Below are 25848 nucleotides of genomic sequence, written 5' to 3'. Positions count from 1 at the left end.
AGCGAGAATAAAAAATGAACAAGGCAGTTTCGCCCAAGCGTTTACGGGCAAAAGCTTCGGTTTTAACATTGATATTTATCAGCGTTGTAATCAACTATATGGATCGCACTAATATCTCAGTCGCCGCTAGTGCTATTAGTGAGGACCTGGAATTATCCCGAGTCCAAATCGGTATTTTATTTTCAGCCTTCGCGTGGACCTATTCGATCATGCAAATCCCCGGAGGCATGGTCGTTGATATAGTTAGAGTACGAGTCCTCTACCCTTTTATTTTAATTGCTTGGTCATTAGCCACACTGGTACAAGGCCTGGTTAGCTCGCTCGTGGCTATGGTCGGCTGCCGCATGGCCATCGGCGTCTTCGAGGCGCCGTCTTACCCAGCAAACAATAAAATTGTCACGCAGTGGTTTCCACCCGAAGAGCGTGCCAGCGCTATTGCTGTGTATACATCGGGACAATTTATTGGCCTGGCATTTTTAATGCCTGTGTTAGCAATGATTCAAGAATATTTTAGCTGGCGCGGTTTATTTATCATCTCCGGCCTTATCGGCATTGTCTGGGCGGTGATTTGGTACTTACTGTATCGCGAACCCGATGAGGCAACAGACTCCGAAGACGCCCCGCAAATACCCGATGTTATACAAGCTAAAGTAAGCTGGCGAAACCTCGGGATAGCGTTTTCCAGCCGCAAGCTCTGGGGGGTGTATATCGGTCAATTTTGCCTTGGCGGTACCCTAATTTTCTTTCTCACTTGGTTTCCCACCTATCTAGAAGAGGATCGTGGATTAACAAGCTTAAACAGCGGGTTTCTAGCATCAGTGCCGTTTATTGCCGCTTTTTTTGGCGTTTTATTATCGGGTTTTTTCTCAGACTTTTTAGTTCGCCGTGGCGTATCCAACGAGATCGCGAGAAAAACACCGATTATTCTCGGGCTATTCCTATCCAGTACCGTCATAGCTGCAAACTATGTTGACAGCACCTTCTGGGTCACCGTCTGTCTCTCCATCACTTTCTTTGGCAACGGTTTAGCGTCTATTAACTGGGTGTTTGTATCACTTTTATCACCCAAACATATGGTGGGCTTGGTTGGAGGTTGTTTTAACTTTATCGGCGGCTTGTCGGCAGTAACAGTCCCCATCGCTATTGGCTATTTAACCGAAGGCGGCGATTTTCGCCCAGCCTTATTGCTGATTGGCGCATTGGCGTTTATTGGTCTTTGTTCTTATTTATTTTTGGTAGGAAAAGTAGAAACCATTCAGCTGGACAATCCGGAGAACACTCAATGACCATCGCCTGTTTTGGAGAGTTAATGCTTCGCCTAACGCCAACGCTTCCGGGGCAAACACTACACGACACCGACAACCTTAAAATGGAGTTTGCAGGTGCCGAAGGTAATGTCGCAATAGGTTTAAGTAAACTTGGCAATCAAGTGAAGTTTTTATCAAAACTTCCGAATAACGCTATCGGTGAGCGCGCCGCCTCAAGCCTTCATCGGCTCGGAGTTGACTGTAGTTTAGTTGTCAAAGGCGGCGAACGAATCGGGGCTTATTTTATTGAACTGGGTCATTCGATACGCCCCTCACGGGTTATTTACGATCGCCATCACTCGGCGATCAGTCAGGCCCGACCCGATGAGTTTAACTGGCAACATCTGCTGCAAGATGTTGAGTGCTTACACCTCAGCGGTATCACACCGGCGCTGTCCGATAACTGTATTGAGATAACCCTCAACGCCGCAAAAGTGGCCCAACAAATGGGAGTCATCGTAAGTTTTGACATGAATTTTCGCCGCCGCCTGTGGGAGAACAAAGCGCGAGCAAAGGAGGTATTTGTAGAGCTGTTAAATTACGCCAATATAGTTTTTGGTAACCCGGGCGTCATGGGTGATGTGTTTGATCAACACTATGATGGATTAAGCCCTGAAAAATCTAATATACAAGCTGCGCGTGACCTATCTGACAACTACGGCGTACTCGCGGCAACCACTTGTCGCATTCATCACAGCGCCGATGAAAACACCTTAAGCGCCGTCATTGCCGATCAACAACACATATATCAAAGCCACTCTATCAAAGTAAACATTCTCGATCGTCTAGGCACAGGTGATGCATTTGCCGCAGCTTGCCTACATGGCCTAATCCATCATTGGCCACAACAAAAGATCATTAATTTTGCCACTGCGGCGTTTGCGCTCTCTCATACCACTTACGGCGACCCCCATTTGTCGTCACAGGAACAAATTGAAGCAATAGCTGCAGGACACACCTGTGGCTATATTGATAGGTAACCTTATGAATCGAGCGAAAGTATTATCTATTTTATTACGTGAAAAATTAGTGGTGATTATCCGCCTTACCGACCCAGAGGACGCCGACGCCATCGTCACCGCCCTAATCGCTGGAGGCGTTAAAGCCATTGAAATCACCAGTAATACGCCAGGGTACGCAAAAAAAATCTCGCAACTGCGAGCCGACCACCCTGACTTATTGATCGGTGCCGGAACTATCACCAGCGAGGCTTTAGCCGATGAAGCCGTAACCGCCGGCGCTCAGTTTTTGGTCACACCCAACACTTGCAGCCAAACCGTAAAGCGTGCACACCAACTGGATGTGCCCGTTGTTATGGGAGCTATGACGCCTACCGACGTGGTACAAGCCAGCAACGCCGGCGCCGACATCATCAAACTCTTCCCATCGGGAGAACTTGGCCCCGCTTATCTAAAATCACTAGCACACGGGCCATTTTTGCACACACCGTTTTTCCCGGTAGGCAGCGTCGACGAACACAATATTCGCCAATGGATGGATGCCGGCGCCTGTGGCGTGGGCGTGGGTGGGCGACTAGCCACTCCAGTTACCAACCCCGCCGAAGCTGATGCACTTACACAAAAAGCCGCTGGAATTATCGCGGACTTAAAACACTACCCAACCTTCAAAGTGACCTCATGAAAATAAAATCGCTCCCCGCCATTCTCAGCCTAATCATCTTGAGCGCCTGTTCGCCACAAGTGACACACACAGCCTTTTCGCAAGCCTCAAGCGATGATTCGCTCAATACGATCAATCACTTATACGACTTTGAGCACAGTACACCACCGCTGGCGCTATCCACCAACAACGCGCAGCTGGCGCTGATACCCGGCCCCGATGGGCAGCAACTTAAAGTGACATTTTTATCCCATGATCATCACGAAGCCAGCATCGACTTTGCCCCCGAAAAACCTTGGCAGTGGCATAAATACCCGAGATTTGCGTTTGCAATAGACATTGAAAATCCATCCGAGAACTCTGCCCACTTATACGCTAAAGCCAAAGACAGCTCCGGCAAGCAACATAACCGCAGCTTTGTCGTGCCAGCCCAATCTCGTAATACCTACTATATGGAGCTGCGAGGATCAGACTTAACCACAGACACAGGACTGCGCGCCAACCCTAAAGAATGGATTACCGATGCCGAACCGATGATTTGGCGCCATGCTGATAAAGTCATTGATGTCAGCCAGATCAGCAGCGTATCGTTTACCGTACGTGGTCTACTAGAAGATAAAACCATTCATCTCGACAATGTCAGACTGGTAACACCTAAAGCGCTCGACCCTGAGTACTTAACAGGGTTACTGGATGAGTTTGGTCAGAACGATAAAATCGACACTCCTTATAAAGTAAAAACGCTCGTGCAAATGCGCGATCAAGCACAAGCCGAAGCCAAAGAGCTATCTCAAGGTGCGCCGGCTGATCGCTCGCTTTTTGGTGGCTGGCTAAACGGTCCCAAACTCGAAGCAACTGGGTATTTTCGCACCACAAAATATCAAGGAAAATGGAGCTTGGTAGATCCAGACGGCTACCTGTTTTACTCCAATGGTATTGCCAATGTACGCATGTCAAACACCAGCACCCTAACCGGTTACGATTTTGATCACACACTACTAGATGAGCGCGCGGGTAATGACTTAACGCCAGAAGACTCCAAAGGCCTTAACCGGGTAAGCGATAATGCGCTACCCTCACGCCAAGTAGTATCGCCTCTACGTGCAGGAATGTTTACCTCACTACCGAAATACAACGACCCTCTGGGCGCACATTTTGGCTACCGTCGCTCTGTACACTCTGGACCTGTGGCGCGCGGTGAAACATACAGCTTTTATCGCGCCAACCTCGAACGAAAATACCAAACCGACACCGCTCCCGACTATATGGCCACTTGGCGAGAAGTCACCGTAGACCGCATGCTGCAATGGGGCTTTACCTCATTTGGCAACTGGATTGATCCAGAGTTTTATCAGATGGATCGTATCCCCTACTTTGCCAACGGCTGGATTATCGGTGACTTTAACACCGTATCAAGTGGCAATGATTACTGGAGCCCTCTACCCGACCCTTTTGACCCGATATTTGCAGAACGTGCTGCCGCTACCATTGAGCGTATCGCTCAGGAGGTCGACAACAACCGATGGTGTGTCGGGGTTTTTATCGATAACGAAAAAAGCTGGGGCGCAATGGGATCGATCGAGTCCCAATACGGCATAGTACTCAACACGTTAAGTCGTGCCGACACCGACAGCCCCACCAAGGCCGCCTTTAGTCAGTGGCTACAACAGCAATACAACGATATCGAAGCGTTTAATCGAGCCTGGGGGACAAACTTAACCGACTGGCAAGCACTACATAACGGCATAACAATAAACGTTTATTCACCGGCACAACTGGCCGATTTTTCTCAACTATTACAGCTGTACGCCGAGCAATATTTCAAGGTGGTACACAACACCCTAGAACGCTATATGCCGGACCATCTTTATATGGGAGCGCGCTTTGCCGACTGGGGTATGACTCCTGAAATACGCCGAGCCGCAGCCAAATATGCCGACGTGGTGAGTTACAATTATTACAAAGAAGGCATTAACCAGCCTTATTTTGACTTCTTGGCCGAGCTGGATAAACCTTCGATTATTGGCGAGTTTCACAACGGTGCCGCCGACTCTGGCGTTTTTAACCCCGGCCTGATTCATTCAGAATCGCAAACCGATCGCGGTGAGATGTACACCAACTATGTGACAAGCGCAATAGAAAACCCCTACCTCGTTGGCACGCACTGGTTTCAATACCTAGACTCCCCCATCACTGGTCGCGCCTACGATGGCGAAAATTATAACGTAGGCTTTGTTTCAGTCGCGGATGTACCGTACAGCCCGTTAGTCAATGCCGCAAAAAGAATCAACAACAAGCTATACACTTTACGTTTTAAATAATCCTCTTAATATCCACTTTGCGGCGTATACAATAAATAGTTTATTGTATACAATGCGCCCGAAAACTACCCCCCTATAAAAACAATACTGTTTTGACACCCCCGATTGTTAAGAACCATATCAGCAAATAGAGGAGAGCTGTAAATGGATACATCCGTACGCTTTAAATTAACAGCGCTGTTCGCAGCGCTTATGACTATGACCGCAAATAATGGCTGGGCACAGCAAGACAACCCAGCCCTACTTGACGAAGTTATCGTTGTGGGTATCCGCAGCGCTTTGACCGAATCTATGGATATTAAACGCGACTCAAATGGTGTCGTAGAGGCCATCTCGGCTGAAGATATTGGTAAACTCCCTGATACCAATCTGGCCGAATCGATGCAGCGCTTAACCGGCGTATCCATCGACCGCTCAAACAATGAAGGCAAGCAAATTACCGTTCGAGGCTTTGGCCCCACCTTCAATCTAGTGACCTTAAACGGGCGACACATGCCTACCTCTGCGGCACTTAATTCCGAAGGCGTTAACCGCAGCTTTAACTTTAAAGAGATTGCCGCCGAAAGTGTATCTGGAGTCGAAGTTTACAAATCCAGTCGCGCAGAACTCCCATCGGGAGGAATCGGCGCCACTATCGATATTCAAACCGCTCGCCCATTTGACTACGATGAGTTTACATCTACGATCAGCCTAAAAGGTATGATGGATACCAGCAATGAAAAAGGCAGCGACGTAACCCCAGAAGTATCGGGTATGATCAGCACCACCTTCTTTGACGATATGCTAGGTGTATTAGTTGCTGGCTCCTACGCCGAACGCGACAGTCAGAGCCAGCGAGTGGGAAGCCAAGGCTGGGTTAAAGGCTTGGGGACGGCAGACACCAGCGCCATCAACACAGAACAAAACCCTGCACGTGACTACTGGGCACCTTATACATTTGAAGTAGAAGTAGCTAACCACTACCGCACCCGCGAGAATGGTCAAGTCGTTTTGCAGTTTGCGCCTTCTGATTCACTCACCGCGTCGCTTGACTATGTCATGTCTACCTATGAAGAAGACATTGACATGAATCGCACCAGCTTTTGGTTCGACAACCCACAGAGCGTAACCGACACCAATGGCACTGCAATCCAAATTCGCAACCCTAACGACCAACTTAACTTTTGGGCCTGGGATTATCATTTCCGCACTGAAAACGAGTCACTAGGGTTAAACATCGAGTGGGATGTCAACGATCAACTGGCCATTAAGTTTGACGCGCACGACTCCACCTCTCACTCGCAACCTGATGGTCTACCCGCCGAAACCCTCACCAGCCTTAACACCCCTATCGACTGGTATGCGGTACCACCAGTTGGCCTAGTGGATATTGGTGCAGACATCGAGGGCACAGCACTGCCTAAGCTCATTTACGATGACTCGGCCCTGATCAGCCAGACCGGCGCGGGCGCGTTTGATAAAAACAATGTATCTGCAGGCCTTTACCAGCAACGCGGCTACGAAGTTGAAAATAATATCAAGCAGTACCAGCTTTCAGGTACTTGGAACATCGATGTTGAAAATGGCTTACGCAGTATAGAATTAGGTATCGAGAACACCGTTTACGACATTAAGGCGCTTCACACCACCGATGCCAATTACGGGCTCAATATGGACATCAGTGACCTAGCCGTCGAATTCTATTCATTAGGAGGCTTTGGTGATCAGCTTGATAACCCCGAAAACCTATTTCCTATGCTCATCAATTACAGCGCCGACGAACTTTTAGCGCTTATTGCGACACAGGATCAATTAATCCAGTCTCCCGCCAACCAGAACCGTGTGGAAGAAGACACCGTAGCCGCCTTTGTATCGCTGAATATCGATACCTTTTTAATGCGTCTGCCGGTCACCATTAACGCCGGACTACGCTATGAAGACACCACCGTAACCGGCCAAGTAATTCAGCCTGGCATCAGCGCCATAGAGTACACCAACAAAAGTGGACTCACACCCATTTACAGCGACACTAACATCACTTACTCGGACGAGTTCAGCTATTCACACACGCTGCCAAACCTAGATATCAAAATTGATTTAACCTCCGACTGGGTAACGCGACTGTCTTATAGTGAAGCATTGGCACGAGCTGATTTATCCGGACTGTTTCCATCGCTCAACATTACCAGCGCGCGCCCCGGTGGCCCTTACTATGCCACTCAAGGTAATATCCAGCTATCGCCCTACGAGGCACAGAACATCGACCTATCGCTGGAGTGGTACTACGCCTCGGGTAGCTATGTATCGGCAGGCTACTTCAACAAAAAAGTGGATAACTTCCTCACCGCGTTCCAGATACCGACTGAAATTAACGATGTAAATGGTGAGCCACTGCGCGACCCGAGCATCAATCCGCGTCCCGGATGCCCTGACACATCCAGCTCGGCCTGCTTATCTCAGCCACAAGACCCAATCATAAGCTGGTCAACCATCACCCCGACCAACGCCGATAGCACCTCGGTAGATGGTATCGAGCTAAACCTGCAGCACATGTTTGGCGAGAGCGGCTTTGGCCTTATTGCTAATGCAACCATGGTCGACAGCGAGGCTGAATATGACGTCAACTCGTACAATCAGAGCCTAGTACTACCTGGCTTAAGTGACACAGCCAATCTGATTGGTTTTTACGAGAAAAACGGCCTGCAACTTCGTGTCGCATACAACTGGCGTGATCAGTTCTTATTAAGTACTGGCCAACATCAAAGCGGTACGGAACCCACCTTCACTGAAGAATATGGCCAGATTGATATTAACGCCAGCTATGAACTTAACGAGCACATTTCGGTGTTTATCGAAGGGCTAAATGTCGGCGAGGCAAGCGTTAGACGACACGGCCGCTACAGCGAGCAATTAATCGATGCCGAACAGTACGGTTCACGCTATACCGTCGGCGTGCGCACCACCTTCTAAACTTTAACTCCGCTCTACGTGCGGGGCAGTAACACACTGCCCCGCACACCTCCTATCACCGCTCCCATAACACCACATTGTTTACAATATCTTGTTGACAATGTGGTCGATGGACGAGATTATAACCTCGACAGTGAAATCCGCACCTCTCAACCTCGGAGCTCTTTCGCGCGAGCACTGGGTTGGCGGTAACCTGACAGTACCAACTGTCGCACATTGCAAGTCCAATACAATAATCATCTTAAACCAAGGGAGAGCTGTAATGGCTACACACACGCGATTCAACTTAAGTGCCCTATCGGCCGCAATACTGGCCGTATCGAGCTTCAATGCATCCGCACAAAGTAACGACATAGAAATGCTCGAAGAAGTCGTAGTTACTGGCATTCGCGGGTCTCTTACCGACGCTATGGATATCAAACGCGATGCCAGCGGTGTCGTCGACGCTATTTCGGCGGAAGACATCGGTAAGTTTCCCGACACGAATTTGGCGGAGTCACTCCAGCGCATTACTGGGGTATCTATCGACCGCTCAAACAACGAAGGTAACCAAGTTACTGTTCGTGGTTTTGGACCATCATTTAACTTAGTGACCATGAATGGTCGCCAAATGCCAAACTCCTCAGCACTTGCATCGGATGGTGTAAACCGCAGCTTTAACTTCCAAGAACTAGCCGCCGAAAGTGTCTCTGGTGTGGAAGTTTACAAAACTGGTCGTGCCGATATTAGCTCCGGTGGCATTGGTGCGACTATCAATATCAAGACAGCTCGCCCTTTTGATTACGATGGTTTTACCGCCGCCGCTAGCGTCAAAGGCGTTATGGATACCAGTAATAAAACTGGCGACGACGTCACCCCAGAAGTCTCTGGCATGATCAGCACCACTTTCGCTGATGACATGTTCGGCATCTTAGTTTCGGGCTCTTATTCTGAACGCGACAGCCAAATTCAACGTGTTGGCACACAAGCGTGGGTTCGCAACCTTGGCTCTGCCGACACCAGCGCCATCAATACCGAGACCAATCCAACAAAATCCTTTTGGACTCCGTACACTTTTGACGCAGATGTATCCAATCACGAACGCACTCGTGAAAATGCCCAGGTAGTTTTACAATTTGCACCACTCGATAACTTGCGTGCCACCTTAGATTACAATCTGTCGCGCTATGAAGAAAACATCGCGATGACTCGAACCAGTTATTGGTTTGATAACCCAACCAGCGTTACCGACAGCAACGGTACCTCCACTAGCATTGCAAACGCTAACGATGAATTAAATTTTTGGGCTTGGGACTATCACTACTATACCGAGAACGACTCCATTGGCTTAAACGTTGAGTGGGAGGCAACTGAGAATCTACAACTGACTTTTGATGCCCACAACTCAACGTCACACTCGCAACCCGATGGCATACAAGCAGAAACTATTGCCAACCTAAAAAACCCCCGCATCGATGGCGTAGGCATGGTTGACATTGGCGCTCAACTCAACGGCACATCATTACCTACAATCACCTATGATGACTCAGACTTAATTGCGGCAACCGGTGCGGGTGCTTTTGACTCCCAAAACATCGTTACCGATTTATACCAACGCCGTGGCAACGAAATTGAAAACACTATTTCGCAGTTTAAAATTGGCGGAAAATGGGACAACGGTGACGGTGGCGCCCTACGTTCGATTCATTTTGGCTTAGAAAACACCACTTACGATGTTGACGCATACAGCACTCTTACCTTTGAGTTTGTTAACGCCGACATTTCAAGCCTAGATTTAGATGTTAACCCACTAGGAGACTTTGGTGATCAATTAGACGGTGCCGATCAGTTACTGCCGTTCCTTGTTAGCTACGACGCTAAAGAATTCATTGATATTCTTGACGCTCAAGGCGATTACTACGTAGCACCACCGACGATCAACAAGGTAGAAGAAGAAACTCTCGCAGCCTATGTTACCTTTAATTTTGAAACCGAGTTTAACGGATTCCCTATTGCGCTTAACGCCGGAGTTCGCTACGAAGATACCGACACCAGCGGCACCTCCATACAAAACGGTATTACGAATCTAAACTACCGCAACACAGAAGAGCTGCAAGTACTGTACGATGACACGCCATCGGCTCAAACGTTAACCGGTGGCTACACACGCTTTTTGCCCAACTTAGACGTAAAAATCGATTTAAACGAAAGCTTGGTAGGCCGCTTCTCGTACAGCAAAACCCTGGCTCGTCCAGACGTTTCCGCCATGTTTCCAGCCACTCAAATCAGCGTAGCGCGCCCCAACGGCCCGTTTAACGCGACCCAAGGTAATCCAGGTTTATTACCCTATGAGTCTGAAAACCTCGACTTGGCTGTTGAGTGGTACTACGATGATGGCAGCTACGCTTCTATCGGCTACTTTAAAAAGTTTGTTGATAACTTCATCGGCTCAACCGTCGAAAAACGTCAGATTCTCGACGTTAACGGTGAACCATTACGTGACTCAAGTGTGAACGCTAGACCAGGTTGCCCCGATGGCGGCAGCACACCAAATCCGGCCTGTTTATCACAAGCTGGCGATCCAATCGTCACTTGGGATGTTGGTACCCCAGGTAACTTAGACAGCACTGAGATCAATGGTTGGGAGCTAAACGTACAGCACATGTTTGGCGACTCCGGCTTTGGTGCCATCGTCAACGCCACATTGGTTAACAGCGATGCCAAGTACGACATTAGCAGTTTCGATCAAACCTTAGCATTAACTGGCTTAAGTGATTCAGCCAACTTAATCGGGTTTTATGAAACTGATTCGTTCCAAGCTCGACTAGCCTACAACTGGCGCGATGACTTCTTGCTAAGTACCGGTCAACCACAAAACTTTAATGAGCCAACCTTTACTGAGGCCTACGGTCAGTGGGACATCAATGCCAGCTACGATATTAACGACAATATTTCAGTATTTGTGGAGGGGTTAAACATTACCGAAGAAACCACCCGCAGTCATGGTCGTTATAGCGAGCAGTTATTAGCCGCACAACAGTTTGGTGCGCGTTATAACATTGGCGTACGTGCTCGCTTCTAACCATTTGGGTTAAAGTAAGCCGTAACTGACTTAAGGGGCGTCGCTGCAGCGTCGACCCTCTTTTTATCAGCGAGTTTAATAAATGCTTTTCAGAAAGAAGTATTTATTAAACGCCGGCAATTAAAAACAATGATAAGAGGCTGCCACTATGCACCAACCTATACACTCTATCGTTATCTTAGGAGGAGGAACCGCAGGCTGGCTGTGCGCAGGAACGATCGCCGCCCGAGTCAAAAAAGAACATGCAACACCACCCACCATCACCTTAATAGAATCTCCTAAAGTACCTACCGTAGGGGTGGGCGAAGGCACTTGGCCGACCATGCGAGCAACCCTGCGTAAAATGGGAATCCGCGAGACAGATTTTATTCGCGAGTGCCACGTAGCCTTTAAGCAAGGTGCACAATTTAACCAATGGACCACCGGCGAGCACAAAGACAGCTACTTTCACCCTTTAATGCTGCCGCGTAGTTTCAGTGACATTAATCTTGCGCCACATTGGCTTAATGGCAACACCGGCACATCGTTTGCCGATGCTGTTTGCCCCCAAGACACACTTTGCATTAATGGGCTCGCACCCAAAAATATTACCACCCCAGAGTACGCTGCAGTGGCCAATTACGCCTATCATTTGGATGCTGGCGCCTTTGCCAACTTTTTGCGCCGTCATTGTGTAAACACTTTAGGTGTCCGGCATATTAGCGATGAGGTTACTCAGGTAAACAGCCACGACAATGGCGACATTAGCTCGCTAACCACCGATAACCACGGCGCTATAAGCGGCGAATTATTTATTGACTGCAGTGGTTTTAGATCTCGTTTATTAGGGCAACACTACCAAGTTCCGTTTAAATCCTGCAAAGATGTTTTATTTATTGACCGAGCTCTTGCGGTCCACCTCCCCTCCCCCAGCCCCGACACTCCCATTGCCTCTTATACTATCTCTACGGCGCAGGATAACGGCTGGATCTGGGATATAGGTTTACCTACAAGACGCGGGGTTGGACACGTATTCTCTAGCGCTCACGGCAGTGCCGAGCAAGCGTATCAAAATCTTGCCCGTTACGCGGCTCAGTCAGGACACGATATAGACAAATTAAGCGTGCGCGAAATTCCCATAGAACCAGGTCACAGGACTAAGTTTTGGCAAAACAACTGTGTCGCAGTAGGTTTGTCGGCCGGTTTTTTAGAACCGTTAGAAGCCTCCGCGTTAGTGTTGGTGGAAATTTCAGCCGATATGATTGCCAGTCAATTACCAGCAACTCGCAGCACTATGGATATCGTCGCCAAGCGTTTTAACAAAACTTTTTTGTACCGCTGGCAAAGGATTATTGATTTTCTTAAATTACATTATTGTCTCAGCAAACGCGACGACAGTGACTTTTGGCGCGATAACCGCAGCAACATTCCCTCAGATTTACAAGAGTTATTAGCGTTATGGCAATTTCAAGCCCCTTGGGACAGTGACTTTGATCAGGCGATAGAAGTGTTTCCCGCCGCCAGCTACCAATACGTACTGTACGGCATGGGTTTTACAACCGACATGGGGAAACGAGGGCTATCTAAAGAGCAACAGCAGCGTGCTGAATTTGAATTTATCCAAAATCGACAGACAAGCCAACAACTTGCCCGCGCCCTGCCCGATCACCGAGAACTACTAAATAAGATTTATCAGCACGGCCTGTCACAAGTATAAATTATTTGTTAATTAAGGAGGCTAACATGGCCAACCCTGTAGTGTTAGACGCAAAAAAACATCACGACTTACGAGTTATTACCAAACGCGGGGCTCAATTTGGCGAGGCCGTACACCTTGTGCCGGTTATCGCCGACGAGCTACGCAGCCTTGTGCTGGACTACCCAATCTGTTTTATCAAAGACACCGAAACCGGACAGTTTGGACTGTACGCTTTACTGGGATTTGGTGAAGGTGAGAACCTCTACCTTAATGGTGACAACTGGCATGCCAGCTATATCCCACTGCATGTACGACGCCAACCGTTTTTAGTTGCCAACCATACGCTAAACGACAACAGTTCCCGCAGTGTTGCCATGGTGGATATGGATAGCGCTCGGATTAGCCAATCTGCCGATCAAGGCGAGGCCATCTTTGATGATGCAGGCCAGCCCACGGAATATTTTAAGCAGATGCAACGTTTACTCGCCAAGCTTATCGAAGGCAGCCAAATCACCTCAAGGTTTATTCAAACCCTAGCAGATAAAAACCTGCTTGAGGCCGCAAAAATCAACATCACTTTAGCCTCCGGCGAGCAAAAGAACTACGAAGGCTTATACACCATTAACGAGCAAACTTTAGCAACCTTAGAGCCCGAGGCTGTTAGCGAACTTCACAAGCTTGGCTACTTACAAGCGTGTTACTTAATGCTTGCCTCTATGGGCAACATCAGCAAGCTTATTGATAAAAAACAGGAATCACACGAATGAAAAAGTATTTACTACTGTGCGCAGCATCACTTATCAGCTCGGTATTGCTTAGCGGCTGTATTAATAGCTCACACAATGAAAAAGCAAAACCGTTGAACGTAATCGAGATACTGTCACCTGAAGCACTACAATACCTTAACCCACAAGCGTCTCTTGATATTTTGGGCGAGGGCTATGCCTGGTCCGAAGGTCCGCTTTGGATCGATGAGGGTTACCTATTATTCTCAGACATCCCCAATAATGTCATTCATAAATACACACCAGGGGAAGGCACCAGTCAATATCTTGCACGCTCCGGTGCAACCAATATGTTTGAGCATGACGACAACGGCGGGTCTAACGGCTTACTGTTAGACAGCAACGGCCAACTAGTGCTACTGCAACAAGGTGATCGACGAGTCGCGGTCATGAAAGCGCCGCTTGCAACGCCTAGCGCTAACTACCGAACCCTCGCTGGCGACTTTCAAGGCTCGCGTTTAAACAGCCCTAATGATGCGGTACTGGCAATTGATGGCAGCATCTATTTTACCGACCCTGCATACGGTTTAATGGGCGGAGCTAGCGATCCACGGCGCGAACTTGAATACTATGGAATCTTCCGATTAACTTCCGATGGCGAGTTAATCCTGCTCGACGACTCGGTCGGCGCACCTAACGGTATCGCCCTATCCCCCGACAACAAAACACTTTATGTGGCTTTATCTGATCGGGAAAACCCTATCTGGCTTGCTTACGACATAAACCCTGAAGACAGCTCGCTTAGCAACAAGCGCGTATTTTTTAATGCCAACAATAGCAAACAAGAAAACACGGATGGCGTGCCCGATGGCATGGCTGTACACAGTAGCGGAGCAATTTTTGCCAGCGCACCCGGAGGCGTCTGGCTATTTAATCAGTCGGGAAAACTACTGGCTAAAATAAACACCGGACGCCTAACCTCTAACTGCGCATTAAATACCAAGGAAGATTATTTATATATCACAGCGCACGACACCCTGATGGGCCTAAAACTAACTAAACGATAAAGCTCTGTATTGCAATGCCAGCTACCAAGAAAAATGGTAGCTGGTAAGCTCACGGTACAACTGCCCCGCGCGCAGCTCAATGCTGTCAAATTCGGACCGATTGGGCGCATCAGGATAATACTGACACTCTAGACAAAAACCACTCTGAGGCAAAAATGGTTGGCGCTCATGACAAGCGTCTTCAGCTAAGTAGTTGCCGGTATACAATTGTACTCCGGGATAGCTGGACCTAACCGTCATACGGCGGCCAGAGCTAGGGTCGTACACTTCAGCCACCGCACGTACCACTCGCCTTTTACGACTAGTCCCAGGCTCGATATCAATGCAAAAGTTATGGTCCAAGCCTCGGCTGGCTTGCAGTAGCGCATCTCCACTATCAAGAGCACAACTTAATGGTTTGGCCACACAAAAATCCAAAACCTCTGGAACCGGTAGCTGCTCACCGGTTGGGATGCCATGATCATCAGTAGGAGTAAAACGACTTGCATTAAGCTGTAACTCGTGGCCACCTACATGAGCAAAAGGAGCCCCTGCCAAATTAAAATAACTGTGCTGAGTCAGATTAACAACTGTGGTCGCGGTGGTGCTCGCCTGATACTCAACACTCAAGGTATTATCATTGTGTAGCCGATAAATCACACTAACAGACAAAGTCCCGGGATACCCCTCATCACCATCATCACTGGTTAAATGAAAAGCCACAGCCGCAACAGCAGGCTCATTTAATATCTCGGCCCGCCACAGACGTTTATCAAAACCAACCTCACCGCCGTGCAAATGGTTAAGGTTGTTGTCATTTTTAACCAAAGAATAGGCTTTACCCGCCAAACTAAAACGTCCGTCTTTAATACGGTTTGCCACTCGTCCCACTACCGCCCCCAAGTAAGAACTGCCTTTCTGATAATCCTCCGGCGTGTCATAGCCTAACACGACATTATTCACGCTCCCCGTGCGATCTGGCACCAACAATTCCATTAAGGTTGCACCAAAATCGATAATACGCGCCTGCACACCATGATGATTATTAAGTGTATAAGCACAGATTTTTTGACCATCATTTAAGTGGCCCACCACCGAGGTGGTAACGCGAGAGGAAGTTATCGTCATAATTATTACTCTACATTGTCGTTGCGGGGCGTCAGCCAGCCTTTATTTTGAACAAAAAAAAGCCACAACTCCTAAGCAGTTGTGGCCAAAATAAGTGGAGCCCATGTATAAACGCTCTTCGATATCACTAAGCTATCGAAGAACACCCCGGAGATGAGGATAGCAGCTCAGCATGATCTACAACTTAAGTAACGGTCTTTTGCCCATACCGTACTTGCGGTAATCACACTTAACTTACAGTTGCTATAATCCAACATTCACCCCTCGCATGTCAACTATATATTGTATACAATTAACAAATATAGAAATATTAACTATCGCGCAGCCAACAATGCAGCAAACTGTTAGGACCTCTTGTCTATGAGCAACATCATGATTTTTGGCGAGCCAATGCTAGAACTAACCTCCCAGCAGGGCTCCCTGTTGCGCAAGGCTTATGCCGGCGATGTTTTTAGCGTTGCAGTATATCTTGCTCGACTCGTCGCCACTGAGGTACAAGTTAGCATGCTGTCGGCAATTGGTGGCGACAAACTCAGTGCAGGGTTGCGCCAATCGTTACAGTCTGAAGGCGTCAACACTAGCCACCTTGCCACTCACCCGCATAAACATCTCGGGGTATATTTGATCGATAACGATGAACAGGGTGAACGTGAATTTTTTTACTGGCGCAATCAGTCAGCCGCACGCGAAACGGTTAACCTCATCGATTTAGCCTCGTTAGTCCGCCCCGAATACTTATACTTTAGCGGTATCAGTCTTGCCATTTTGGATGTGCAGAGTCGGACCACCTTTAAACGCTGGACTGAAGGCATAAAGGCCCAGGGGACACAGATCATCTTTGATGCTAATTTTCGACCCACGCTATGGAGCACACCGAGCGAAGCCGAAGAAACTTATCAGTGGGCTTTTAGCGTTGCCGATATAGCACTGCCTAGCATGGATGACTTACACAAACTCTTTAATGTATCAACCGAAAAACAAGTTTGCCAACTACTTGAGCCCTACAATATTCAAGAGCTTATTATTAAAAACGGCCCCGATACTATCGTTTATATTCATGCAGGCAAACGTGGCACCTTTGCCGTACCTAAGGTTGCCACCGTAGTAGATACAACCGCTGCTGGCGATTCATTTAATGCCGGCTATTTGGCTAGCCGTATCAGCGGGGGCAGTATCCCCCAAGCCCTTACCGAAGGGTGCCGATTATCCGCCAAGGTAATCAGCCAAACTGGTGCTATTATTCCCAAACAATCAATGCCATCACCCCTGGATTCAGTTCAATCAGCTAATTCAATAGAAGGTTTCCATGTCAAACAATCTATCCATCGATAAGCCTCTAAGCAAAGCCAGTCTGCGAGCCATTGAACGCGGCTACGACAACAAAGACGCCCACTGGGTCGTCGAGTTTGATATTAGCCCGCTAGCTGGCGACTTCGCCTATCAAGAGGGCGTTATTCGCCGCGACCCAAGTGCGGTTATCAAAGTCGGCAAGCTACTCCATGTGTGGTACACCAAAGGCGAAGGCGAGACCGTAGGCTTTGGCAGTAGCAACCCAGAAGATAAAGTCTTTCCCTGGGATAAAACCGAAGTCTGGCATGCGACATCCAAAGACGGTTACCACTGGGATGAGCAAGGCCCGGCTGTGCAACCAGGTCCAGCAGGCCGACACGACGACCGCGCGGTATTTACCCCCGAAGTACTAGCTCACGATAACCGTTACTATTTGGTATACCAAACTGTTCAGGCGCCCTACCTAAATCGCAGCAAAGAACACATTGCCATTGCCCACAGTGACTCACCATTCGGTCCTTGGCACACCTCGGCCGAGCCCATCTTAAGTCCTGCTGATAACGGCATCTGGCGCGGCGATGAGGATAACCGGTTTCATGTTATCGAGCGCGGTGATTTTGACAGCCATAAAGTGCACGACCCTTGCCTAATGTTCTATCAAGGAAAGTTTTACCTATACTACAAGGGTGAAATTATGGGTGAAGGCATGAACTTTGGTGGGCGCGAAATCAAGCACGGCGTTGCCGTTGCCGACAACATCCTTGGGCCTTACGTCAAGTCACCGCTCAACCCGATCACCAATAGTGGTCACGAAGTTGCTGTATGGCACTACCAAAATGGTATTGCCTGTATCCTCACAACCGATGGACCAGAGAAAAACACCTGCCAGTGGGCGCCGGATGGTGAAAACTTTGACATTATGTCGCACATAAAAGGCGCGCCAGAGGCCATGGGGCTGTACCGCAAGCCTGGCTATGAATCTTCAGATGATCCGCTAACGGGTATTACTTGGGGGCTGTGCCACAAATACGACAGCAGCTGGAACTGGAATTATATTTGCCAGTATAAAGCGCGCCGCCAAATATTGGATGCGGGAACCTTTCAGCAAACTGGAGGTTCGGGGATTTAATCGCTTCGCAATAAAAAAGCCAGCAAAACTCTTGCTGGCTTTTTTATTAACAACATACAAACGCATTTGGTATTTACAGCACCCGAGCACCATCTTTTGCTTTACAGTGATACACATTGGGCTCTTTACCAAACTCCGCCAAATAACGCGCTTTAACATCCGCCTCAATTGCGTTTGATTTTGCATTTGGCACCAAAGCCACCACACAGCCACCAAAACCACCGCCGGTCATACGTACACCTCCGTCATTATTGAGCTGCGCCGCCACAGTCTCAACAATAAAATCGATCTCTGGCACGGTTATTTCAAAATCGTCGCGCATAGACACATGGGAGTTGTGCATCGTCTCGGCCACTACAGCCATATCACCACTTTTTAAAGCTGCAGCACAACGTTCGGTGCGCTCGTTCTCAGTCAGGACATGTCGCGCCCGCCGATAAACTAATAAGTCCAGCTCATTGCGCTTTTGCTCTAACGCTTCGAGCGTTGTCTCACGCAAGGTTCTCACCCCCAGAGCTTGTGCCGCCTTTTCACAATCGGCGCGACGATCGTTATATTCACTACCCACCAAATTGCGCTCTACCCGAGAGTCGATAATCAGAATATCTAAATGCGCGGGAATCCCTACCAAGGTAAACGACAGATCACGACAATCAAGCAGCAGCGCATGGCCCTCTTTACCTCCAGCGGAGGCCAACTGATCCATAATGCCGCAACTACAACCGGCAAAATCGTTTTCGGCCGACTGCGCAATACGCGCCAGCTCGCTGACCGACAACCCTAAATTATTTGTATCACTTAATGCTTTAGCAAACGCGACCGACAGCGAGGCCGATGAGCTAAGTCCTGCACCACGGGGCACATTACCTTCGATATACACATCCATACCCTGCAGCTGATGGCCTTGCTGTCGCAAAACCGCACACACACCTCGCAAGTAGTTTGACCACAAACAATCCGGATCAGTCGGCACCTCGGAGCTTATTTGCCACTGATTAAACTCGTCAGAAAAATTACCCGCACAAACACGTATCACCTGATCTGACCGCAATGAAATTGCCACATAAGTGCCAAACTCTAGCGCGCAAGGAAACACAAAACCATCATTGTAATCGGTATGCTCACCGATCAAGTTAACCCGCCCCGGCGCAAAATAAAGGCTTTTATACGGCACTTGATAGATAGATAAAAAACGTTCGGCTATTTGCTTTTTCATAGCGTTAACTCTCTAAATAGTGCGTGGTGCTGCAATCACGCAAACGTTGGGCGGCCTGTTCTGGGGTAATGTCGCGCTGCGCTTCGGCCAACATTTCATAGCCCACCATAAACTTTTTAACACTGGCACTGCGTAATAACGGCGGGAAAAACACCGCATGCAACTGCCAGTGTTGATTATTCTCAGCGTTAAATGGCGCGGTGCGCCACCCCATAGAGTATGGAAAACTACACTGAAAAAGATTGTCGTAACGGCTTAAACTAGCTTTTAATATCTCCGCTAACGAGGCTTTTTGAGCGGTCGATAATTGACCAAAATCCTCCACCTTAAAGCGCGGTAAAAGCATCAACTCAAAAGGCCAACAAGCCCAAAAAGGTACCAAGGTCACCCAGTCATCATTAACATCGACCAAACGCTCGCCGCTTTCCAGCTCCCGCGCCACGTAATCCAACAACAAATTGTTATCGTATTTAAGCTGGTAAGCCTTTAAATTAGCGTCGATTTTGGCCGCCTCGGTAGGCAACTGATTTTGTGCCCAGATCTGGCCGTGGGGATGGGGGTTAGAGCACCCCATTACCGCGCCTTTATTTTCAAACACCTGTACCCATTGGTAGTGCTGCGCAAGCTCTGCCATCTGGGTTGTCCAAGTATTAATCACACCAACAATTTCGGCGCAGGACAGCTGTGGTAAACTCTTTGAGTGATCGGGCGAAAAACAAATTACCCGCGACTCCCCCGTTACCGCCCGGTAGTGAAACAACGGGTCCGGCTCGCGCAACTCGTCAGCGCTACTATCGCCCTCATTCTGCAAAGCTGGAAAGTCATTTTGAAACACATAAGTGCCAGTATAAGCAGGGTTTGTATCACCGGTAATTCTGGTGTTACCTGGACAAAGATAGCATTTGTCGTCGTAAGAGGCCGCTGCATTACTAGCCGGCGCCTCTTGTTGCCCCTGCCAAGGTCGTTTACCTCGGTGGGGAGATACCAGCACCCACTCACCAAGTAGCGGGTTATAGCGTCGATGACTTTTATCGGATAACAAACTCATAATTTTTTACTCACCCACCTTAGCGGAATCAATAGCCTTTAGGATTGCTTTTTTGCCAACGCCAAGTGTCTTGCATCATTTCGGTTAAGCCGCGCTCGGCCTTCCAGCCTAGCTCCGACAACGCCAAATCAGGCTTGGCGTAACACTCAGCAATATCGCCTGCGCGACGGGGTTCAATACTGTAGGGGATCTCAACACCGCTGGCTTGCGAGAAAGCATTAATAATTTGCAGCACCGAATAACCAACCCCAGTGCCTAAGTTATAAACCTGGCAAGCGGGCGTGGAGCTACGCAATTGCTGTAACGCTGCCACATGGCCTAACGCTAAATCGACCACATGAATATAATCACGCACACCGGTACCATCGAGTGTGTCGTAATCGTCACCAAACACTTTTAACTGGGGCAGCCGACCAATTGCCACTTGCGAGACAAAGGGCAGTAAATTGTTGGGAATCCCGTTGGGGTTTTCACCGATCAAGCCAGAGCTGTGGGCACCGATCGGATTAAAGTATCGCAGCAATGAGATCTTCCAGTCGGCTCCGGGTGCTGCCGATAAGTCTCGTAAGATATCCTCAACAATCAGCTTACTCCGACCATAGGGATTGGTCGCCGAACAGGGAAAGCCTTCATCGATAGGCACGCTTTTAGGGTTGCCATAAACTGTAGCCGATGAACTAAAGATCAAGCTCCACACTTGGTTTGCCGCCATCGCTTCAAACAGTGCAATAGAGCCGGCCACATTAGCGCGATAATACGACAGCGGAATTTCCGTCGATTCGCCCACCGCTTTTAATCCAGCAAAATGCATTACTGCGGTAATGTCGTGCTCATCAAAAATGCGTTGCAGCGCCACGACATCGTTAATATCCGCTTGATACAACACCGGCTTCACACCCGATATTGTCGCGATACGCTCGAGCACCAACGGGCTACTATTGCAGAAATTGTCGATAATAATCGGCTCAAAACCTGCCTCTATCAGAGCAACACACACGTGACTGCCGATATAGCCTGCGCCGCCAGTAACTAGGACCTTGTTGGATTGTGACATTTAAACACCAAATCTATTGTTTATTGTCAACAATATATCCATTAACTGCATAGATTACAAGAAAAAACGCCACCGACCAAGCGCATTGCCCCAGCGTGATTACTCGACGCGTCGGGCGCGTAATACCACCTGACCTTGGTACTTTTTAGGGGTTACGCCAAACTGCTTTTTAAACAGTGAAATAAAATGAGAAGGGCTAGAAAAACCCAGCTCGTAACCAATGTCCGTCACTGAATGCTCAGCTTGACTAAGCATTCGCGCCGCACTATACAAACGGTGTCGAATACCGTATTCACTATAGCTGTAACGGAACACCCGTTTAAACAGACGCGAAAAGTACGAGGGAGATAAATCACATAAGCCCGCGGCCTCAGCAAGTGGCAGCTCGACGCAACGCTGATAACGAAACAAATTAATAACTGGGGTGAGCTTTTCGTAACCTAAGTTTTTTTGCAGCGGTGCGGTATGGGGTAGCTGTACCGGCTTGGCGCTATCGGCCACCCAACACAGTAATAATCGCAATAACAACTGCGACTTTTCGCTATAGGGGTCACACTGGTAGCTTTGGTGCAGCCACCGCACCAACTGCATGACTTCTTGCTTTGCCGCCGAGTCTTGCCGCAGGTGCATTCCGTACTGAAAAAAACTGGCCACCGCACTCAAACTGACATCGTCGAGCACCTCGGGTAAAAACTGAATTATGTACCAAGATTTTGGGCGCTCAGATATTTCAAAGTCATGGGTCTCCAGTGCCGGAGTAAAAACGAGATCATAATCGTTCAGTGCCGACTCACCTTGGTTATAAAAAAAAGTCCCTTCAATATGCTCAAAAACAATCAGCTCATGCACCTCATGGAAGTGCATAAAACACGAGTATGGGTCATTTTGCTGATACACCACGTGGTGTATTTCAAAGTTATACCCCTTTTGAATACAAAAAGGCTCACAGTGAATCAAGCTGTTTTTAACGCTCACGCCCACACCTCAAATATTTATTTCCTCTTAATTTACCGTACTTTTCTCGATTTAAGCTAGAGCCAAGAATACGGTAGTTAGCATTTTCGTGACTCAAGGGTCAGGCTAGCTCTTTTTATGACGACACTACAGGAAAGCGCATATATCTGACACTTTTATTCCCCCCGTTGTAGTGAAGCGATACCTGGTGGTGATTAAATGCGGTAACAGAATTTTCTGCGAGGCATACATGATTAACGCAAAAGCAATCGTCTCTGACGGTCAGGGAAACTTTCAACTCAGCACCATTAAGGTAGGCGCACCGGGGCCCAAAGAGGTTCGGGTGAAAATTAAAGCCGCCGGCATTTGCCATACCGACTGGGACTCCATCCAACACTGGAACAAACCTTTTGTGGTGGGACACGAGGGCGCAGGTGTCGTACACGCCGTGGGTTCTGAGGTAAAGGATTTAGCCGTAGGTGAGCGAGTCTTACTGAACTGGGCAATCCCTTGCGGGCAGTGCTTTCAGTGCCTTGAGGGCAATCCCCATATTTGCGAACAACACTCACCGGTTTGCTCAAGCGGCCTCGCAGGTCACGCTCACCCAGAGGCGTGCTTACACCAAGAGCAACCAATCGAACGCTCCTTTCATCTAGGAACCATGGCCGAATACACCGTCGTTAAGCGAGAGGCTGTAACCCGCATCGACTCAGCCATCCCCTACCCCGTAGCAGCAATTACCGCTTGCGGAGTTATGACAGGATGGGGCTCTGTGGTTAACGCCGCTAACGTAAAGGCTGGCTCAAGTGTCTGCGTAATTGGCTGTGGCGGCGTGGGATTAAACGTAATTCAAGCCGCTAAGCTGTCCGGCGCGGCCACCATCATCGCCATTGATATTGCCGAGCAGCGCCTGACCCAAGCTCGTCGCTTTGGCGCCAACCAAACCGTGTTAGCCAGCCCTAGCGATGTCGATTTTGTTGCTGTAGCACAGCAAGTTAAAGCGCTTAATGGTGGTCGCATGGCTGATTACGCCTTTGAGTGCAGCGCAATCCCCGCCTTGGGATCGGCACCATTAAAATTAATACGCAGTGCCGGCACCGCAATTCAAGCCAGCGGTATCGAACAACGCATTGATTTTGATTGTGAATTATTTGAGTGGGATAAACTCTACCTCAACCCACTGTACGGCCAGTGCAACCCCGAGCGAGACTTTCCACGTATTTTAGCGCTGTACCGCAACGGCCAGTTGTTGCTCGACGAACTGATTAGCAACACCTATACCTTAGAAACCTTAGCCGACGGACTAGCCGATATGCTGGCAGGAAAACTCGCCAAAGGGGTTGTGATTATCGACCCCACCCCTTAATAAAGGTTAACTCTCACCCTCCATACGTTTAGTTAGGAATCGGTAATGTCGCTCCAGCAAATTGAACAGTCGGGCTCAAGCCTTAGCGCTACCAACCAAGCAATACTAACGGTGCATGCCTCCTCCCTTAATGGACGCGGCACCATCAGCTGTTACAACGTTAATAGCAAACAGCAAGACATTCCCATTGTCATCCTATTGCACGGCGTTTATGGCGATCACTGGGTATGGAATGAATTGGGTGGGGTACACCAGGTGTATCAACGTCTGCGTGCCAATGGCCAGCTGGACGATATGATATTAGTGATGCCTGGAGATGGTAGTTATTATGCCGGCTCGGGGTATCTACCATTGCAAGCAGGGCCTAATGCCGAACAATGGATTGTTACAGACGTGCTCGAGGCGGTAATACGCTCTATCCACGGCGCCAGTAAAAACTCCAATGTTTATCTTTCGGGGTTATCCATGGGGGGGTATGGCGCCTTACGGCTGGGAGCAAAGTACCCCGATAAATTTCAAGGTATTTCTGCGCACTCAGCCATTACTCAACTGCAAGAGCTCAGCCTATTCATTAATGAAGCCTTATCGATTTATCGCTGTGAGGCAAGTCGCGAGCCCGACATCCTTTACTGGATGCAACGCCATCGGCATCAACTACCACCGCTGCGCTTCGACTGCGGTCAAGATGACCCGTTGCACAGTGGCAACTTGGCGTTTAGCCAACAGCTAAAGCACGACAACATCAAGCATAGCTTTACTTCGCTAGAAGGCGCCCACGAGTGGTCCTACTGGAACACCAACGTCGAACGCAGTTTGCTGTTTTTTCAAAACTTAGAGCATCCGCCTCAATAACTACGGCGCCGGCTGTACGGGTTCAAATTGCCCCGCAACAGGCGCCAAAAGCATCTTAACGCCTTTATTTACTTCATAGCTCCCACTCAAATGTCCGCTATTACCCTGCGGAGTTTAAGTTTGCGCCATGTAAAGCGTTACACTTACCTCTTTAGCTAGAGTCAATCCAACTATATTATTGTATACTGGCGCTTGCCAGCACTGAGAGCTAAGCTGTAACATGTCTACAATAGACAATTTAGCAAAGCTGCTATACACTAAAAGCGGTATCATTATTGAAAGTTAAAACTTATGTTTAATAACAAAATTATATCCGTTAAAGACCAAATAGCCGATCAGCTACGCTCGGATATTATTTCCGGCGCCTTGGCCCCTAGCACCAAACTAAGCGAACAAACGCTTTCAGAGCGTTTTGGCGTTTCCCGCGGGCCAATCCGCGAGGTGCTGCTGCAGCTAACCAAAGAAGGCTTGTTGGTCTCCAAAAATAACTGCGGCGTATCGGTTAACAGCGCATTAGACCCAAGCATGCAAGCGCTCATGATCGACATCCGCCGAAAGATCGAGACCTATGCGATCTCGACCATTAAAAATAGCTTTACCGAAGAGGACTTTGCTCAAGCCGAGAGTATTCTAGCGCGCATCCAAGATGCCTTTAGCAGTGAAGACTTTAACGAGGTCACCAAAGCCGATATCGATTTTCATCGGTTTTTGGTATTTAAAGCCGGCGGCAACGAGCTGGTAAATCTTTGGTACCCTATCGTTTTACGAATGCGCATGAACTACAAACGCTTATCAACCCCCAAAGCGTGCGTAGAAGAACACCAAGCGATTCTTGATGCGCTACGAGCGAAAAACGTTACACTGGCCAAAAAGTGTTTAATGGCCAACATTAAGTAACAACCTGTTGACCTATGCAAGCATAAAAAAACGAGCCTTGAGGCTCGTTTTTTTATGCTTGTAAATTATTTGTCAAGTATCTAATTAAAGTGCTCTACTCAAGATGAGTTTTACCACAAGCTAGACCCAAGTTGTTAACCTTATCTTTCGGGTAATTGCCATAAAAAGGTGACCCACTACAAATGGGTCATTGATATTAAGTAAAAC

Annotated in this window: 19 protein-coding genes; 14 read left to right on the top strand and 5 right to left on the bottom strand. The window is 48.4% G+C overall.

Going from position 1 to position 25848, the window contains the following annotated elements:
• Positions 1-14: 14 nt before the first annotated feature.
• The 9 genes from GILYN3_RS00250 (at position 15) to GILYN3_RS00210 (ending at position 14728) form a co-directional block, all read left to right on the top strand.
• Entirely contained in the window at positions 15-1286 is a 1272-nt protein-coding gene (locus tag GILYN3_RS00250) for an MFS transporter (RefSeq protein ID WP_049720991.1), read from the top strand.
• Positions 1283-2287 (top strand): sugar kinase, encoded by a 1005-nt coding sequence (locus GILYN3_RS00245; RefSeq protein WP_049720990.1) that lies wholly within the window; start codon positions 1283-1285, stop codon positions 2285-2287. Before GILYN3_RS00250 ends, GILYN3_RS00245 begins: the two co-directional genes overlap by 4 nt.
• Positions 2288-2291: 4 nt before the next feature.
• Positions 2292-2948: a bifunctional 4-hydroxy-2-oxoglutarate aldolase/2-dehydro-3-deoxy-phosphogluconate aldolase gene (locus GILYN3_RS00240; RefSeq protein ID WP_084004967.1), complete on the top strand. Its 657-nt coding sequence runs from the start codon at positions 2292-2294 to the stop codon at positions 2946-2948.
• The gene (locus tag GILYN3_RS00235) at positions 2945-5248 is read left to right on the top strand and encodes a beta-galactosidase (RefSeq protein ID WP_049720988.1); all 2304 of its coding nucleotides are present in this window, start codon (positions 2945-2947) and stop codon (positions 5246-5248) included. The genes GILYN3_RS00240 and GILYN3_RS00235 overlap by 4 nt, the downstream gene beginning before the upstream one ends.
• A 144-nt stretch (positions 5249-5392) precedes the next feature.
• A complete protein-coding gene (locus tag GILYN3_RS00230) occupies positions 5393-8197 on the top strand; it encodes a TonB-dependent receptor (protein WP_049720987.1) in 2805 nt (934 codons plus the stop codon).
• Positions 8198-8459: 262 nt separating this feature from the next.
• The gene (locus tag GILYN3_RS00225) at positions 8460-11258 is read left to right on the top strand and encodes a TonB-dependent receptor (protein WP_049720986.1); all 2799 of its coding nucleotides are present in this window, start codon (positions 8460-8462) and stop codon (positions 11256-11258) included.
• A 148-nt stretch (positions 11259-11406) separates the two neighbouring features.
• The gene (locus GILYN3_RS00220) at positions 11407-12954 is read left to right on the top strand and encodes a tryptophan halogenase family protein (protein WP_049720985.1); all 1548 of its coding nucleotides are present in this window, start codon (positions 11407-11409) and stop codon (positions 12952-12954) included.
• Between the two features lie 26 nt (positions 12955-12980).
• On the top strand, positions 12981-13703 hold the full coding sequence (locus GILYN3_RS00215; protein ID WP_049720984.1) for a SapC family protein: 723 nt from the start codon (positions 12981-12983) through the stop codon (positions 13701-13703).
• Complete coding sequence (locus GILYN3_RS00210; RefSeq protein WP_049720983.1) at positions 13700-14728, top strand: SMP-30/gluconolactonase/LRE family protein; 1029 nt, start codon at positions 13700-13702, stop codon at positions 14726-14728. Before GILYN3_RS00215 ends, GILYN3_RS00210 begins: the two co-directional genes overlap by 4 nt.
• A 21-nt stretch (positions 14729-14749) precedes the next feature.
• Here the strand turns inward: GILYN3_RS00210 and GILYN3_RS00205 are convergent, their stop codons facing one another.
• Positions 14750-15835: an aldose epimerase family protein gene (locus tag GILYN3_RS00205; protein WP_049720982.1), complete on the bottom strand. Its 1086-nt coding sequence runs from the start codon at positions 15833-15835 to the stop codon at positions 14750-14752.
• 360 nt (positions 15836-16195) lie between these two features.
• Here GILYN3_RS00205 and GILYN3_RS00200 point away from each other — a divergent pair, with 360 nt between their 5' ends.
• Positions 16196-17167, top strand: coding sequence for a sugar kinase (locus tag GILYN3_RS00200; RefSeq protein WP_049720981.1), 972 nt, complete (start codon positions 16196-16198; stop codon positions 17165-17167).
• Positions 17142-18254 carry a glycoside hydrolase family 117 protein gene (locus tag GILYN3_RS00195; RefSeq protein ID WP_049720980.1) on the top strand — a complete coding sequence of 371 codons (1113 nt, stop codon included), beginning with the start codon at positions 17142-17144 and terminating at the stop codon, positions 18252-18254. Before GILYN3_RS00200 ends, GILYN3_RS00195 begins: the two co-directional genes overlap by 26 nt.
• Positions 18255-18327: 73 nt before the next feature.
• On the opposite strand, the gene galK is transcribed toward GILYN3_RS00195, so the two are convergent.
• The 4 genes from galK to GILYN3_RS00175 all read right to left on the bottom strand — a co-directional run bounded on the left by galK (position 18328) and on the right by GILYN3_RS00175 (position 22547).
• Positions 18328-19470 carry a galactokinase gene (gene galK, locus GILYN3_RS00190; protein WP_049720979.1) on the bottom strand — a complete coding sequence of 381 codons (1143 nt, stop codon included), beginning with the start codon at positions 19468-19470 and terminating at the stop codon, positions 18328-18330.
• A gap of 4 nt (positions 19471-19474) precedes the next feature.
• Positions 19475-20518 carry a UDP-glucose--hexose-1-phosphate uridylyltransferase gene (locus tag GILYN3_RS00185; protein WP_049720978.1) on the bottom strand — a complete coding sequence of 348 codons (1044 nt, stop codon included), beginning with the start codon at positions 20516-20518 and terminating at the stop codon, positions 19475-19477.
• A 28-nt stretch (positions 20519-20546) separates the two neighbouring features.
• Positions 20547-21572 (bottom strand): UDP-glucose 4-epimerase GalE, encoded by a 1026-nt coding sequence (gene galE, locus GILYN3_RS00180; protein ID WP_049720977.1) that lies wholly within the window; start codon positions 21570-21572, stop codon positions 20547-20549.
• A gap of 99 nt (positions 21573-21671) precedes the next feature.
• On the bottom strand, positions 21672-22547 hold the full coding sequence (locus GILYN3_RS00175) for an AraC family transcriptional regulator (RefSeq protein WP_049720976.1): 876 nt from the start codon (positions 22545-22547) through the stop codon (positions 21672-21674).
• Positions 22548-22776: 229 nt separating this feature from the next.
• Between GILYN3_RS00175 and GILYN3_RS00170 the strand changes: the two genes are divergently transcribed.
• From GILYN3_RS00170 to GILYN3_RS00160, 3 genes are all read left to right on the top strand, one after another.
• A complete protein-coding gene (locus GILYN3_RS00170; protein WP_049720975.1) occupies positions 22777-23892 on the top strand; it encodes an alcohol dehydrogenase catalytic domain-containing protein in 1116 nt (371 codons plus the stop codon).
• Between the two features lie 45 nt (positions 23893-23937).
• Entirely contained in the window at positions 23938-24744 is an 807-nt protein-coding gene (locus tag GILYN3_RS00165) for an alpha/beta hydrolase (protein ID WP_049720974.1), read from the top strand.
• 291 nt (positions 24745-25035) lie between these two features.
• Positions 25036-25641 carry a GntR family transcriptional regulator gene (locus tag GILYN3_RS00160; RefSeq protein ID WP_049720973.1) on the top strand — a complete coding sequence of 202 codons (606 nt, stop codon included), beginning with the start codon at positions 25036-25038 and terminating at the stop codon, positions 25639-25641.
• Positions 25642-25848 lie beyond the last annotated feature (207 nt).

This window comes from Gilvimarinus polysaccharolyticus (genome assembly GCF_001187555.1).
GTDB classification, from domain to species: Bacteria; Pseudomonadota; Gammaproteobacteria; order Pseudomonadales; family Cellvibrionaceae; genus Gilvimarinus; species Gilvimarinus polysaccharolyticus.
The sequence above is the reverse complement of the archived record's forward strand: the minus strand, read 5'-3'. Positions and strand labels throughout refer to the sequence as shown.